This is a genomic window from Sphingopyxis soli (genome assembly GCF_018682675.1).
Lineage (GTDB): Bacteria > Pseudomonadota > Alphaproteobacteria > Sphingomonadales > Sphingomonadaceae > Sphingopyxis > Sphingopyxis soli.
Window position 1 is genome coordinate 1 of sequence record NZ_JAFMTR010000015.1, and the last position, 13,340, is coordinate 13,340.

Annotated in this window: 10 protein-coding genes; 6 read left to right on the forward strand and 4 right to left on the reverse strand. The window is 66.3% G+C overall.

Annotated features, from left to right (window positions below; translation table 11 throughout):
• Window positions 1-155: 155 nt before the first annotated feature.
• Window positions 156-1,334: a vWA domain-containing protein gene (locus J1N50_RS02055; RefSeq protein ID WP_215349872.1), complete on the forward strand. Its 1,179-nt coding sequence runs from the start codon at window positions 156-158 to the stop codon at window positions 1,332-1,334.
• A gap of 159 nt (window positions 1,335-1,493) precedes the next feature.
• Window positions 1,494-2,300, forward strand: coding sequence for a lipid II flippase Amj family protein (locus J1N50_RS02060; RefSeq protein WP_215349875.1), 807 nt, complete (start codon window positions 1,494-1,496; stop codon window positions 2,298-2,300).
• On the opposite strand, the gene J1N50_RS02065 is transcribed toward J1N50_RS02060, so the two are convergent.
• Genes J1N50_RS02065 through J1N50_RS02075 form a run of 3 tightly spaced genes read right to left on the reverse strand, consistent with a single transcriptional unit; the run spans window position 2,297 to window position 5,323 of the window.
• On the reverse strand, window positions 2,297-3,547 hold the full coding sequence (locus J1N50_RS02065) for a M24 family metallopeptidase (RefSeq protein WP_215349878.1): 1,251 nt from the start codon (window positions 3,545-3,547) through the stop codon (window positions 2,297-2,299). The genes J1N50_RS02060 and J1N50_RS02065 overlap by 4 nt on opposite strands.
• 4 nt (window positions 3,548-3,551) lie before the next feature.
• A complete protein-coding gene (locus J1N50_RS02070) occupies window positions 3,552-4,760 on the reverse strand; it encodes an exo-beta-N-acetylmuramidase NamZ family protein (RefSeq protein WP_215349881.1) in 1,209 nt (402 codons plus the stop codon).
• A complete protein-coding gene (locus J1N50_RS02075) occupies window positions 4,757-5,323 on the reverse strand; it encodes a DOMON-like domain-containing protein (protein WP_215349884.1) in 567 nt (188 codons plus the stop codon). Before J1N50_RS02075 ends, J1N50_RS02070 begins: the two co-directional genes overlap by 4 nt.
• A gap of 182 nt (window positions 5,324-5,505) precedes the next feature.
• Between J1N50_RS02075 and tyrS the strand changes: the two genes are divergently transcribed.
• Window positions 5,506-6,732, forward strand: a complete 1,227-nt coding sequence (gene tyrS, locus J1N50_RS02080; protein ID WP_215349888.1) for a tyrosine--tRNA ligase — start codon at window positions 5,506-5,508, stop codon at window positions 6,730-6,732.
• Between the two features lie 75 nt (window positions 6,733-6,807).
• Complete coding sequence (locus tag J1N50_RS02085) at window positions 6,808-7,149, forward strand: PilZ domain-containing protein (protein ID WP_215349891.1); 342 nt, start codon at window positions 6,808-6,810, stop codon at window positions 7,147-7,149.
• Here J1N50_RS02085 and recG read toward each other — a convergent pair.
• Window positions 7,146-9,212: an ATP-dependent DNA helicase RecG gene (gene recG, locus J1N50_RS02090; protein WP_215349894.1), complete on the reverse strand. Its 2,067-nt coding sequence runs from the start codon at window positions 9,210-9,212 to the stop codon at window positions 7,146-7,148. The two genes, J1N50_RS02085 and recG, sit on opposite strands and share 4 nt — an antisense overlap.
• Before the next feature lie 231 nt (window positions 9,213-9,443).
• On the opposite strand from recG, the gene J1N50_RS02095 reads away from it, so the two are divergent.
• On the forward strand, window positions 9,444-9,704 hold the full coding sequence (locus J1N50_RS02095) for an FAD assembly factor SdhE (RefSeq protein WP_215349897.1): 261 nt from the start codon (window positions 9,444-9,446) through the stop codon (window positions 9,702-9,704).
• On the forward strand, window positions 9,701-13,282 hold the full coding sequence (gene mfd / locus J1N50_RS02100; protein ID WP_215349901.1) for a transcription-repair coupling factor: 3,582 nt from the start codon (window positions 9,701-9,703) through the stop codon (window positions 13,280-13,282). Before J1N50_RS02095 ends, mfd begins: the two co-directional genes overlap by 4 nt.
• Window positions 13,283-13,340 lie beyond the last annotated feature (58 nt).

Consider the following 13,340-nt stretch of genomic DNA (forward strand, 5'->3'; position numbering starts at 1 on the left):
CGTAAACCGACAGCGGCCCCCGCCTGCGCGGGGGCGACGGCTTATTTCGGTCGAAACGCGTCATCGGCGAAAGCCGTCCCGCACCTCTTGGCAATCTGCTTTACGTTCACGTAAAGTGATTGCGCGCGCGCCGTGAACGCGATACGCCTGCGCTCATGCTTCTGGGCTTCCTCGACGAACTTCGGGCCGCGGGCATTCCCGCCAGCCTGAAAGAGCATCTGCTGCTGCTGGAGGCGCTCGACCGCGAGGTGATCGACCGGACGCCCGAGCAGTTCTATTATCTCAGCCGCTCGATCTATGTGAAGGACGAGGGGCAGCTCGACCGCTTCGATCAGGTCTTCAACAAGGTCTTCAAGGGCCTGCTCACCGATTATGGCCAGAACCCCGTCGATGTGCCCGAGGAATGGCTGAAGGCGGTCGCCGAGAAATATCTGACGCCCGAGGAAATGGAGGCGATCAAGTCGCTCGGCGACTGGGACGAGATCATGGAGACGCTGAAGAAGCGGCTCGAGGAACAGCAGAAGCGCCATCAAGGCGGCAACAAGTGGATCGGCACCGGCGGCACCAGCCCCTATGGCAATTCGGGCTATAACCCCGAGGGTGTGCGGATCGGCGGCGAGAGCAAGCACAAGCGTGCGCTCAAGGTCTGGGAGAAGCGCGAGTTCCAGAATCTCGACAACACCAAGGAACTCGGCACCCGCAACATCAAGATCGCGCTCCGCCGCCTGCGCAAATTCGCGCGCGAGGGCGCCGCCGACGAACTCGACATTCCGGGCACGATCGACGGGACCGCGCGCCAGGGCTGGCTCGATATCCGGATGCGTCCCGAGCGGCGCAATGCGGTGAAGCTGCTGCTGTTTCTCGACGTCGGCGGGTCGATGGACCCGTTCGTCAAGCTGTGCGAGGAACTGTTCAGCGCCGCGACGAGCGAATTCAAGAATCTCGAGTTCTTCTATTTCCACAACTGCCCCTATGAAGGCGTGTGGAAGGACAACAAGCGCCGCTGGTCCGAGCGCCACCAGATGTGGGACATCCTCCACAAATATGGCCACGACTATAAGCTGATTTTCGTCGGCGACGCGTCGATGAGCGCCTATGAAATCACCCACCCGGGCGGCAGCGTCGAACATTTCAACGAGGAATCGGGCGCGGTCTGGATCCAGCGTCTGACGCATGTCTATCCGGCCGCGGTGTGGCTCAACCCGGTGCCCGAGGCGCATTGGGGTTACACCCAGTCGGTGAAGTTGATCAAACAGCTGATGAACGACCGCATGTACCCGCTGACCCTCGCGGGCCTCGACGATGCGATGCGCGAGTTGACGCGCAAGCATTGACGGCGCGGCCAACTTTGGCCGTGACGATTGCAAACCGATCCCCTATTTCCGTTCGTGTCGAGCGAAGTCGAGACACCCGGAAGGCGTGCGCTGACGATGGGCATCTCGACTTCGCTCGATGCGAACGGATTATCTAAAGTCCGCGGAATTAGGCCCCCCATGATCGACCTCCCCCTCGTCACCATCCTGCTGCTGACCGGCTTCATCAACCTGATCGGCGCGCTCGCCTATGCCGCGCGCATCGCCGGCGTCCGTACGCGGCGCATCGCGATGTCGTTCGCGCTGTTCAACATCCTCGTGCTATTCTCGCGCACCTCGAACAGCTTTTTGGGTCCGTTCCTCGCAAAGCGGATCGAAACGCGCATCCACGCGGGCAGCGGCGCCTCGCTGTTCGTCGACATGCAACTGGTTCTGGCCGCCGCGAGCGTCGCGACCTTGATCGGTATCCTGCTGGTTCCCACCGGCCAGCGCATGTTCGCGGCGGCGATCGGCTGGTACCAGAACAACCGATCGACGACGAAGCTCGCGATGAAGGCGATCAGCCCGGGCGGTCTTCGCACCCTCCGCCAGTCGCTGACCATTCCCAGCCTGTCGCACCTGAAAGCGTGGACGATGCCGAAGGGGATCGGTTGGGGCGTGCTGATCGCCAACTGCCTGGCGCAATCGCTGATCGCGGTCGGCGTCGTGGCCTCGCTCTATGCCGGCTATCTCGCCCCCGAATTCCGCGTCACCGCCTCGCAACTGTCGGCGCTGATCAACGGCTTCGCGACCATCCTTCTGTTCGCGTTCATCGACCCGCAGCTATCGGTGATGACCGACGACGCGGTCGAGGGGAAGGTCGACGAGGCCGATTTCCGCCGCGCGATCACCTTCATCTCGCTGAGCCGCCTCGCGGGCACGGTGCTGGCACAGGCGCTGCTTATCCCGGCTGCTACCTTGATCGCGTGGGTCTCGGTCCACGTCTAAGCGAAGGGCCGATCGATCGAGGACGGCGGCTCGCTGAACCATTTGGGGCCGCCGTCGGTCATGTAGAAACAATCCTCGAGGCGGATGCCGAATTCGCCCGGAATGTAGATCCCCGGCTCGTTCGAGAAGCACATGCCCGGCGCCAGCTTCGTCGTTTCGCCAGGGACGAGGTTGACCGGCTCGTGCCCGTCGAGCCCGATGCCGTGGCCCGTCCGATGCGACGTGCCGGGCAGCTTGTACCCCGGACCCCAGCCAAGGCTTTGATAATAGGCGCGCACCGCGTCGTCGACTGCGCCCGCCGGCGTGCCGAGCTTCGCCGCGGCGAAGGCGACGTCCTGCCCCTTGCGCATCTGGTCCCATACCTGACGCTGGCGCGCGTTCGCCCTGTCATAGACGAAGGTGCGCGAAATATCGGATTGATAGCCGTGCACCGTCGCGCCGCAGTCCATCAGCACGACCTCGCCGTCCTTCACCGCCTGCGGCTTGCCCGACCCGTGCGGATAGGCGCTCGCCTCGCCAAGCAGGATCAGCTCGAATTCGCTGCGTCCGCCGAGCGCCGTGGTCGCAGCCTTCATGATCGCGCCGATGTCGGCGGGGGTCATCCCCGCCTCGATCCGCGGCGCGGTGTGGCGATAGGCGGCGACGGTGATGTCGGCGGCGATCTGCATCAGCGCGATCTCGGCGGCCGACTTGTGCATCCGGCACCCGCGCACGACCGGCGCGCCGTTGACGATCCGCGCGCCCGGCATCGCGCTTTGCAGGCCGTCGACGGCGAAATAGCGCACCGTCTCCTCGACCGCGATCCGCCCCTTCGCGAGCCCGCGCTTGCCCAGCCATCCGGCGACGGCAGCGAGCGGATTCTCGTCCTCGTTCCACGTCAGCACCTCGGCCTCGATGCCCAGGCTCTCGCGCACCGACGGCTCCTCGAAGAAAGGCGTGACGATCGCCACCTCGCCCTCGCGCGTCAGCACCGCGGCGGTCAGCCGCTCGCTCCGCCACCATTCGACCCCGGTGAAATAGACAAGGCTCGATCCGGGCTCGATCAGCAGCGCGCCGACGTCGTGGGTGCGCATCAATTCTTTCGCCTTGGCGATCCGCGCCCTGCGCTCGGCGTTGCCGATGGGCACGGCTTTCGCGGCGAGATTGGGAAGGCCTGCGGTATCGGCTGCGAACGCCGATGCGGGCAATCCCGCCGCCAACCCGCCGAGCGCCGCCGCCCCCAGAAATTGCCGCCGGTGCATAGCCATTCCCCTATCGGTAGATGAGCAGGTCCGCGATCTCATCGCGCCACCCCGCCTCGTCGGGCAGCGCGAGCGCGTCCAGATCGCCCGGCGCCGCGCCCGCGTCGTCGACCCATAAGCGCAGGCCCGGCCCGCCGTTGATCACGTCGATCGCGAGCACATCGTCGGTATATTCATATTTGAAATCCTTGCCGCGCCAGATCGGATAGTCGGGGTAAAGCGAACGGATCGCCTTGAAGCCCAGCGCCTGCACGCGCCACGGCCGGAACGCCGCATGATCGTACCACGCACCCTCGGCATGGATGTGAATGCCGTTGTTGAGCTGCTTCATATGCTTGTGAAAGGTCGGCTCGAACCAGATATCGCGCAGCTTGCAGCCAGCGAGCCATTGAGGCGCGAGGCGGTGCATTTCGGCGATCACCGCCTTGGCATCGATATCGGGCGCCCCGAACAGTTCGAGCGGGCGCGTCGTGCCGCGGCCTTCGCTGAGCGTCGCGCCCTCGACCATCACCGTGCCCGCATAGGCGCGCGCCATGTTGAGGTTCGCCGCGTTCGGACTCGGGTTGATCCACACCCGCTCCGCCGGCCAGCCGAAGCCCGGCCCTTCGGGTTCCCAGCCCGTCATCTCGATCACGCGATAGTCGACGTCGAGGTTGAAGTGGCGGATGAACCATCGGCCCATCTCGCCCATCGTGAGCCCGTGGCGCATCACCATCGGCCCGGCACCGACGAAGCTCTCCCAGCCTTCGCGCAGCCGCGTGCCCTCGACGGGACGGCCAGCCGGGTTGGGCCGGTCGAGCACCCATACCGCCTTGCCATGCTCGGCGGCGGCTTCGAGGACGTAGAGCAGGGTCGTCACATAGGTGTAGATGCGGCAGCCCAGATCCTGCAGGTCGACGAGCATCACGTCGAAGGTGTGCATCGACTGCCCCGACGGCCGCCGCACCTCGCCATAGAGGCTGAACACCGGCATGCCGTAAGTCGGATCGGTGAAGTCGGGCGACTCCATCATATTGTCCTGAAGGTCGCCGCGCACGCCATGCTGCGGCCCGAACACCGCGGTGACGTCGATTCCCGCCGCGACGAGGGCGTCAACGCTGTGGGTGAGGTCGGCGGTGACCGAGGCGGGATGCGCGAGCAGCGCAACGCGCTTGCCCTGGAGCGGCGCGCGAAGCGCGGGGGCGGCGAGCAGGCGGTCGATGCCGAAGAGGGTCGTCATGCCCGCCCGCGTGCCTCAAGCGTCAGCGCAAAGCAATCGGGATGATGGAAGTCGGGCTTTCCCGGCGGATGCCGGAGCGCCCAATAGCTTTTGGTGCCGTCGACTTCCTCGATCACCGCGGCGAGCGCGAGCTTCGATCCGGTGTCGGGAAAGATGCCGGGCTCGACGCGCAGGGTATAGCGGCCGACCTCGCGCTCGACTTCCATCATCCACGGCGCGAGATCGTCGGCGCGCAGCAGCGAGCGATAATCGTCGAACTGGTAACAGGCCCAGCGTCCGTCGGGAGCATAGTTGAACTCGGTATAGTCGGGCTGCCCCTCCTCGGTCAGGAAAGCCTCGAAGCAGGTGCCCTGCCACAGGCCGTCGGTGCCGCTGTCGGCGATCACCAACTCGCCCTCGCCCTGCGGCAGCACGATCGCCCCGATCTCGCCCTCGACGATGAAGCGCAGGGCAAAGCCCTCCTCGAACGACAGGTCGACCTCGACCGCGATCGAACGCACCGCCCGGGCCGGCGTGTCGGGGTGGCAAATCAGTTCGCGCTGTTCGCTGGAATAGCCCGACATTCAACCCTTCTCCGTTCATCCCGAGCTTGCCGAAAGCAATCCCTCTTCGTCACCCCGGACTTGATCCGGGGGCCATTCACCCTTCTTTAGGAAGCGGGACCCCGGATCAAGTCCGGGGTGACGATAATGGAAACATGAACCAGTTGGGTTTGCCGCAACGCCATGCTAAGCGCCCGCCCACCATGACGAACTACAAATCCGACCTGCTGCGCCTGCTCGACGAGCGGGGCTATATCCACCAGATGACCGACGCCGAAGGGCTCGACGCCCTTGCCGCGAAGCAGATCGTCCCCGGATATATCGGCTTCGACGCGACCGCGCCCAGCCTGCATGTCGGCAGCCTCGTCCAGATCATGATGCTGCGCCGCCTGCAGCAGACCGGGCACAAGCCCGTCGTGCTGATGGGCGGCGGCACCACGCGCATCGGCGACCCCACGGGCCGCGACGAGAGCCGCAAGATGCTGTCGGACGAGACGATCGCCGCGAACATCGCTTCGATCTTCGGCATCTTCCAGCAGTTCCTGACCTTCGGCGACGGACCGACCGACGCGGTGATGGTCGACAATCAGGACTGGCTCGGCAAGCTGGGCTATATCGAATTGCTGCGCGAAGTGGGCACGCATTTCACGATCAACCGGATGCTGACCTTCGATTCGGTCAAGCTGCGGCTGGACCGCGAACAGCCGATGACCTTCCTCGAATTCAACTATATGATCCTGCAGGGCTACGACTTCCGGCACCTGGCGAAGGAACGCGGCGTGCGGCTCCAGATGGGCGGGTCGGACCAGTGGGGGAATATCGTCAACGGCATGGAACTCGGCCGCCGCATGGATGGCGCCGAGCTTTATGGTTTGACGACTCCGCTGCTCACGACCGCCGCGGGGACCAAAATGGGCAAAACTGCTTCGGGTGCCGTGTGGCTCAATATGGGACAGCTGCCCCATTTCGATTACTGGCAATATTGGCGCAATTGCGACGACCGCGACGTGGGTCGGTTCCTGAAGCTGTTCACCGACCTGCCGCTCGACGAGATCGCGCGGCTGGAAGCGCTCGAGGGTGCCGAAATCAACGAGGCGAAGAAGATCCTCGCGAACGAAGCGACGGCGATGTGCCGCGGCGCGGAGGCGGCGCGCGTTGCCGCCGAAACGGCGACGCAAACCTTTGAAAAGGGCCATATTGGTGGCGATCTGCCGCAGGTCGTGGCCCCCGCCGACGGCATCACCATCGTCGACGCGCTGCGCGAGTTGGGCTTCGCGGTTTCGAACAAGGAAGCCCGGCGCAAACTCGACGAGGGCGCGGTCAAGGTCGACGGGGTCGTGGTCCGCGATCCGCATCACCGGATCGAGCCCGCAAACGACCCGGTTCCACTGAGCCTCGGTGCCAAGAAACACGGGCTGGTGACGCGATGACCGCGCCGATGTCGTTTACCGATTCTTCAGCATTCGCGTAGAACGTCCATGGCAAACCACAAAGGTCCGGGACGTATGCGTAAGATCGATACCAGCAAGGCCCACTATGTCGGCCTCGACCAGCGGATTGCGCCGCGTAGCGACGTCTATTGCCGCCTTCCCTTCGTGCTGCCCGACGGGCGGCAGGAAATGTGCACCTGCGTCAACATCAGCGCCGACGGTTTGCTGATGCGTTTCGAACGCGGGCTCGAACCCGGCGACCTCGTCGTGTACCGGATGCCGATCATCGGCCGCGTCGCGGCGAAGGTCATCTGGTCGCTCGGCGGCAAGGCCGGTGTGCAGTTCGAAAAATCGATCGCCGCCGAGGATTATCTGCCGATGATCCGCGCCATGGGTGCGCGCGGCGACGTCAACTAGCCACTCCTGAGCAGCGGCACCGCGGCGTCGCGCTCGAACAGATAGAGGCAGAGGCGCACCGCCTCGCCTCTTGCCCCCTCGATGCCGCCGTCGCGCTCGACGAACAGCCGCGCATCGTCGTGCGCCACCGGCAGCAGCCGCACCAGTTGTTCGGGGGTCGCCACGCGATAGTCGGCATCGCCCGACTGCTTGAGACCCAGCAGTTCGCCGCCGCCGCGCAGTTCCAGATCCTTCTCGGCGATGACGAAGCCGTCGTTCGTATCGCGCATCAGCGCGAGCCGCTCGCGCGCGGTTTCCGAGAGATTTTGCGAGCGCAGCAGCAGGCACACCGACTTCGCCGCGCCGCGCCCGACGCGGCCGCGCAACTGGTGGAGCTGGGCCAGCCCGAAATTCTCCGCATGTTCGACGATCATCAGGCTGGCGGCGGGCACATCGACCCCGACCTCGATCACCGTCGTCGCGACCAGAACGCCGATCTCGCCCGCCTGGAAGCGCGCCATGACGTCATCCTTCTCTGGCCCTTTCATCCGCCCGTGGACCAGCCCGACGCGCTGGTCGCCGAGCCGCGCGCGGAGCAGCGCGGCACGCTCCTCGGCCGCTGCCAGCTCGCTTCCCTCGCTTTCGGCGACGAGCGGGCAGACCCAATAGGCCTGCGCGCCGGTCGCAAGGTGCCGGTCGAGGCCGTCGATGACATCGTCGAGCCGGTCGAGCGAGATGACGCGCGTATCGACCGGGGTGCGTCCGGGCGGCATCTCGTCGATCTGCGACACGTCCATCTCGCCATGATTGGCGAGTTGCAGCGTCCGCGGGATCGGGGTGGCGGTCATCACCAGCAAGTGCGGCGGCCGCGCCGCCTTTTGGGTCAGCATCAGCCGCTGCGCGACGCCGAAGCGATGCTGTTCGTCGACCACGACAAGGGCCAGATCCTTGTAGGTCACCGCCTGCTGGAAGATCGCGTGGGTGCCGACGAGGATGTCGATGCTGCCGTCGGCCAGCCCCATCAGCGTCGATTCGCGCACCCTGCCCTTGTCGCGCCCGGTCAGGATCGCGAGGTTCACCGGCAGCCCGCCGAGCATCCGCTGCAAGGTCGAATAATGCTGGCGCGCGAGGATTTCGGTCGGGGCGAGCAGCGCCGCCTGCGTCCCCGCCTCGACCGCCGCCAGCATCGCGCGCAGCGCGACGAGCGTCTTGCCCGATCCGACATCGCCCTGCAGCATCCGCAGCATCGGCGTGTCCTGCGCCATGTCGCTGGCGATCTCGCGCCCGACGCGCTCCTGCGCCCCGGTCAGCCCGAACGGCAGCTGCAGGGCATCGGTCAGCCGGCCATCGCCGCGTATCGCCCTGCCCCGCCGGTTCCGGAGCCCATGCCGGATCAGCATCAGCGCGACCTGGCTCGCGAAAATCTCGTCATAGGCCAGGCGGTCGCGCGCCGCTTCGTCGCGCGGGCTCGCGTGCGCGCGCTCGATCGCTTCGCGCCAGGCGGGCCAGCTTCGGTTCGCGAGCAGCGGCGCGTCGATCCATTCGGCGAGCTCGGGTCGTCGTTCGAGCGCCACCGCGGCGAGCTGCGACAGCCGCGCGTTGGTCAGCCCCTCGGTCAGCGGATAGACGGGCTCATGGACCGCGATCCCTGCCTCGCCGCCGGGCTCGGCGACATGGTCGGGATGCACGATCTGGCGCATGTCGCCATAAAGATCGAGCCGCCCCGACACGCGGCGCTTCTCGCCGAGCGGGAACAATTTCCGTGCCAGCCCCGACGTCCGCCCGAAATAGACGAGCCGCACATGATCGCCAGCGCTGTCGAACGCCTCGACCCCGAAGGGCGCGCGCGGGGACCGGCCGGGCCGATAATCTTGCGCGGTCAGTTCGACGATGATCGTCTGCCCCGCCTGCGCCTGATCGAGCCGGTCGACCGGCAAGCGCGAGATCAGCCCGGTCGGCAGATGGAACAGCACATCGACCACGCGTTCGAGCCCGAGCCGCGTCAGCGGCTTGGCAAGCTGCGGCCCGACGCCCTTGAGGTCGGTCAGCGCGGCAAAGAGCGGATTGAGTATCTCGGGTCGCATGGATCATCATGTCTAACGTTGACAGCGCAAAGTTACACCCCCTCTCCCCTTGCGGGAGAGGGCAGCGAGACTTACGAGCTTGCTCGTTAGTCGCAGCGGGAGAGGGGTAGCGCTTGCAAAGCAAGCGCGCGCTCGCCATGCGAGCGCTCACCCTCATCCAACTTCGCCTAGGCGCTTTGCGCCAAGGCTTCGTATCCTTCTCCCGTCAAGGGAGAAGGGAAAGAGAAATAGATGACCGACCGCCTGAAACGCCTGAAATTCCGCGCCTGGCATCGCGGCACGCGCGAGGCCGACTATATGATCGGCGGCTTTTTCGACCGCTATTCGCCAGCATGGGGCGAAACCGAACTCGCATGGTTCGAGCTGGTGGTCGAAGAGGACGATGTCGATATCATGGCTTGGGCGCTCGGCACCGCCGCGCCGCCCGCGCATCTCGACAAGCCCGATCTGATCGCGGCGATGCGGCGGCTGGACTATATCCCGCTGCCATGACCATCGCTGCCGCCGACATTTTTGCCGCGATCGCGCGCGCCGAGGCGCCGTTGACGCTCGCGCGCGCGGCCGACGGCTTCCTGCCGCTGCTGCTCGCCGACCTCGCGCGCGCCAGCGACAAGCGGCTCGTCTATGTCGCGACCGACGATGCCGCGATGCAGGCGGTCGCCGATGCGGCGCCTTTCTTTGCGCCCGACCTGATCGTCCATCGCTTTCCAGCATGGGACTGCCTGCCCTACGACCGCGCCGGACCGTCGATGCGGGTCAGCGCCGACCGGCTCGCGACGCTTTCCGCCCTGCAGGCGGCGCCGAAGCGCGGCGAGTTGATCCTGACCACCGTCGCCGCACTCACCCAGCGCACGCTCACCCCCTTCCGCATCCGCCAGCTCGCGACGACGCTCGCCGCAGGACAGCGGATCGACCGCGATGCGCTTGCCGAGCTGCTCGTCTCGAACGGTTTCAACCGCGTCGATACCGTCGCCGATCAGGGCGAGTTTGCCGTGCGCGGCAGCCTGCTCGACCTGTTCCCGGCGGGCGAGGAGACCGGCCTTCGCGTCGATTTCTTCGGCGACGAGATCGAAAGCATCCGCCGCTTTGACCCCGCCGACCAGCGCAGCCTGGGTCCCGCCAAGGCGCTGCAACTGCTCCCTGCCGCCGAGACCCTGCTCGACGAGAGTACGATCAAGCGCTTCCGCTCGAGCTACCGCGAAATTTTCGGCGCGCAGGCGACCGGCGATCCGCTCTATCAGGCGGTCAGCGAAGGCCGCCGACAGGCGGGCATGGACCATTGGCTGCCGCTGTTCGAAGAGCGGCTGGCAACCCTGTTCGACCATATCGATCCTGCGACCCCGGTGCTGCGCGGCCACCGCACCGACGCGACCGCCGAGACGCGCTTCGACGCGATCACCGACTATCATGCGAACCGCGTCGCCGCCGAGCGCGAACAGGCCGGAAGCTATCGCCCGCTCGCGCCCGAAACGCTCTACCTGACCTCGAACGAGTGGGCCGCAGCCGAGCGCGCGCGGCCGATCCATGTCGTCTCGCCCTTCGACGTCCCGCCGTCGGCGTCGGTGATCGACCTCGAAACCTTTGCGGCGCGCGACTTCACCCCCGAGCGCACCGCCGATCTCAACGTCTATGACAAGGTCGCCGACCATCTGTCGGACGAGCGCCGTAAGGGCCGCAGGACGATCATCGCCAGCTATTCGGGCGGTGCGCGCGAGCGATTGTCGGGGCTGCTCCGCGACCATGGGGTGACCGGACTGGTTCAGGCCGAGACGTGGCAGGAAGCGCTGGGCCTGGCTTCTCCCCTCCCGCAGGCGGAAGGGGCCGGGGGTGGGCCTGGCGACATCAATGAGCTCGCTGCGCTCGCGCCCACCCCTAACCCCTCCCGCCTGCGGGAGGGGAACAATGTCGCACTCATCGTCCTGCCGCTCGATCATGGGTTCGCGAGCGACGCGATCAGCCTGCTCACCGAGCAGGATATCCTCGGCGAGCGCCTCGTCCGCCGTCAGAAACGCCGCAAGAGCGCCGACGCCTTCCTCGCCGAGCTCGCGACGCTCAGCGTCGGCGACCTCGTCGTCCATCTCGACCATGGCATCGGGCGCTACGAGGGACTGACCTCGATCCCGGTCGGCAACAGCCCGCACGACTGCGTCGCGCTGACTTACGCGGGCGGCGACAAGCTCTACGTTCCGGTCGAGAATCTCGACGTCCTCTCGCGCTACGGCGGCGAGAGCGACGGTGTCGCGCTCGACAAGCTCGGCGGCGAGGCCTGGCAACGCCGCAAGGCGAGGATGAAGGAGCGCATCCGCGAGATCGCGGGCGAACTGCTCGCGACCGCGGCGCAGCGCGCGCTCCGGCCCGGCGAAGTGCTGGCGCAGGATGCCGCCTACCCTGCCTTCGCCGACCGCTTCCCCTATCAGGAAACCGACGATCAGGACCGCGCGATCGGCGACGTGCTGGAGGATATGGCGTCGGGCCGCCCGATGGACCGGCTCGTCTGCGGCGACGTCGGTTTCGGCAAGACCGAGGTTGCGCTCCGCGCCGCCTTCGTCGCGGCGATGGCGGGCGTGCAGGTCGCGGTGGTCGTGCCGACGACGCTGCTCGCGCGCCAGCATTACACGAACTTCGTCGAGCGCTTCAAAGGCTTCCCGGTCAACATCGGCCGCCTGTCGCGGCTGGTCCCGGCGGGCGAGGCGCAGAAGACGCGCGACGGCCTCGCCAGCGGGCAAATCGACATCGTCGTCGGCACCCATGCGGTCATCGCGAAATCGGTCGAGTTCAGGAACCTCGGCCTCGTCATCGTCGACGAGGAACAGCGTTTCGGCGTCGTCCACAAGGAACGGCTGAAGCAACTCAAGGCCGACGTCCACGTCCTGACGCTGACCGCGACGCCGATCCCGCGCACGCTCCAGATGGCGATGTCGGGTCTCCGCGAACTCAGCGTGATCCAGACGCCTCCCGTGGACCGTCTCGCGGTCCGCACCTATGTCGCTCCGTGGGATCCGGTCGTGATGCGCGAGGCGCTGCTGCGCGAACATGATCGCGGCGGCCAGAGCTTCTTTGTCGTCCCGCGGATCAAGGACCTGCCCGATATCGAGGAATTCCTGCGCAACCGCGTACCCGAAATCAAATATGTCGTCGCGCACGGCCAGATGACGCCGACCGAGGTCGAGGATCGCATGAGCGCCTTCTATGACCGCAAATATGATGTCCTGCTGTCGACCACGATCGTCGAGAGCGGCCTCGACATCCCGAGCGCCAACACGTTGATCGTCCATCGCGCCGACCGCTTCGGGCTTGCGCAGCTCTATCAGCTCCGCGGCCGTGTCGGGCGCTCGAAGACGCGCGCTTATGCCTATTTGACGACGCCCGAGGGCGGCGCGATCACCGACACCGCCGAAAAGCGGCTCAAGCTGCTCGGCGATCTCGATACGCTGGGCGCGGGTTTCCAGCTGGCGAGCCACGACCTCGACATCCGCGGCGCGGGCAACCTCGTCGGCGACGAGCAGTCGGGACATATCCGCGAAGTCGGCTTCGAGCTGTATCAGTCGATGCTCGAGGAGGCCATTTTGGTCGCCAAGGCCGAGGGCATGGGCGCCGCGCCGCCACGCGAGGCGCTGTCGCCCGTCATCACGGTCGATGCGCCGATCCTGATCCCCGAGGATTATGTCCCCGACCTGCCGCTGCGCATGGCGCTCTATCGCCGCCTCAACGAAGCCGAGGACCGCCCGGCGCTCGACGCCTTCGCGGCCGAGATGATCGACCGCTTCGGCCCGCTGCCGCCCGAGACGGCGAACCTGATCCAGCTGATGGAGATCAAGGCGAACGCCAAGGCAGCGGGCATCGCCAAGCTCGACGTCGGCACCAAGGGCGCGCTCGTCAGCTTCCACGGCGACGCTTTCGCGAACGTCCCCGGCCTTATCGCCTATGTCGAGCGGCTGAAGGGCCGCGCGCGCATCCGCCCCGACAACAAATTGTCGATCAGCGGCGATTGGGCGAGCACGGGCGCGCGGCTCAACGGGGCGCTTCAGCTGTCGAAGGGATTGGGGAAGCTCGCGAAACAGGCCGCCTAGAGTGCGTTCGGTTTTGATTGAATCAAAACCGGCACTCCAGATTCTTGTTTTGCCGTGT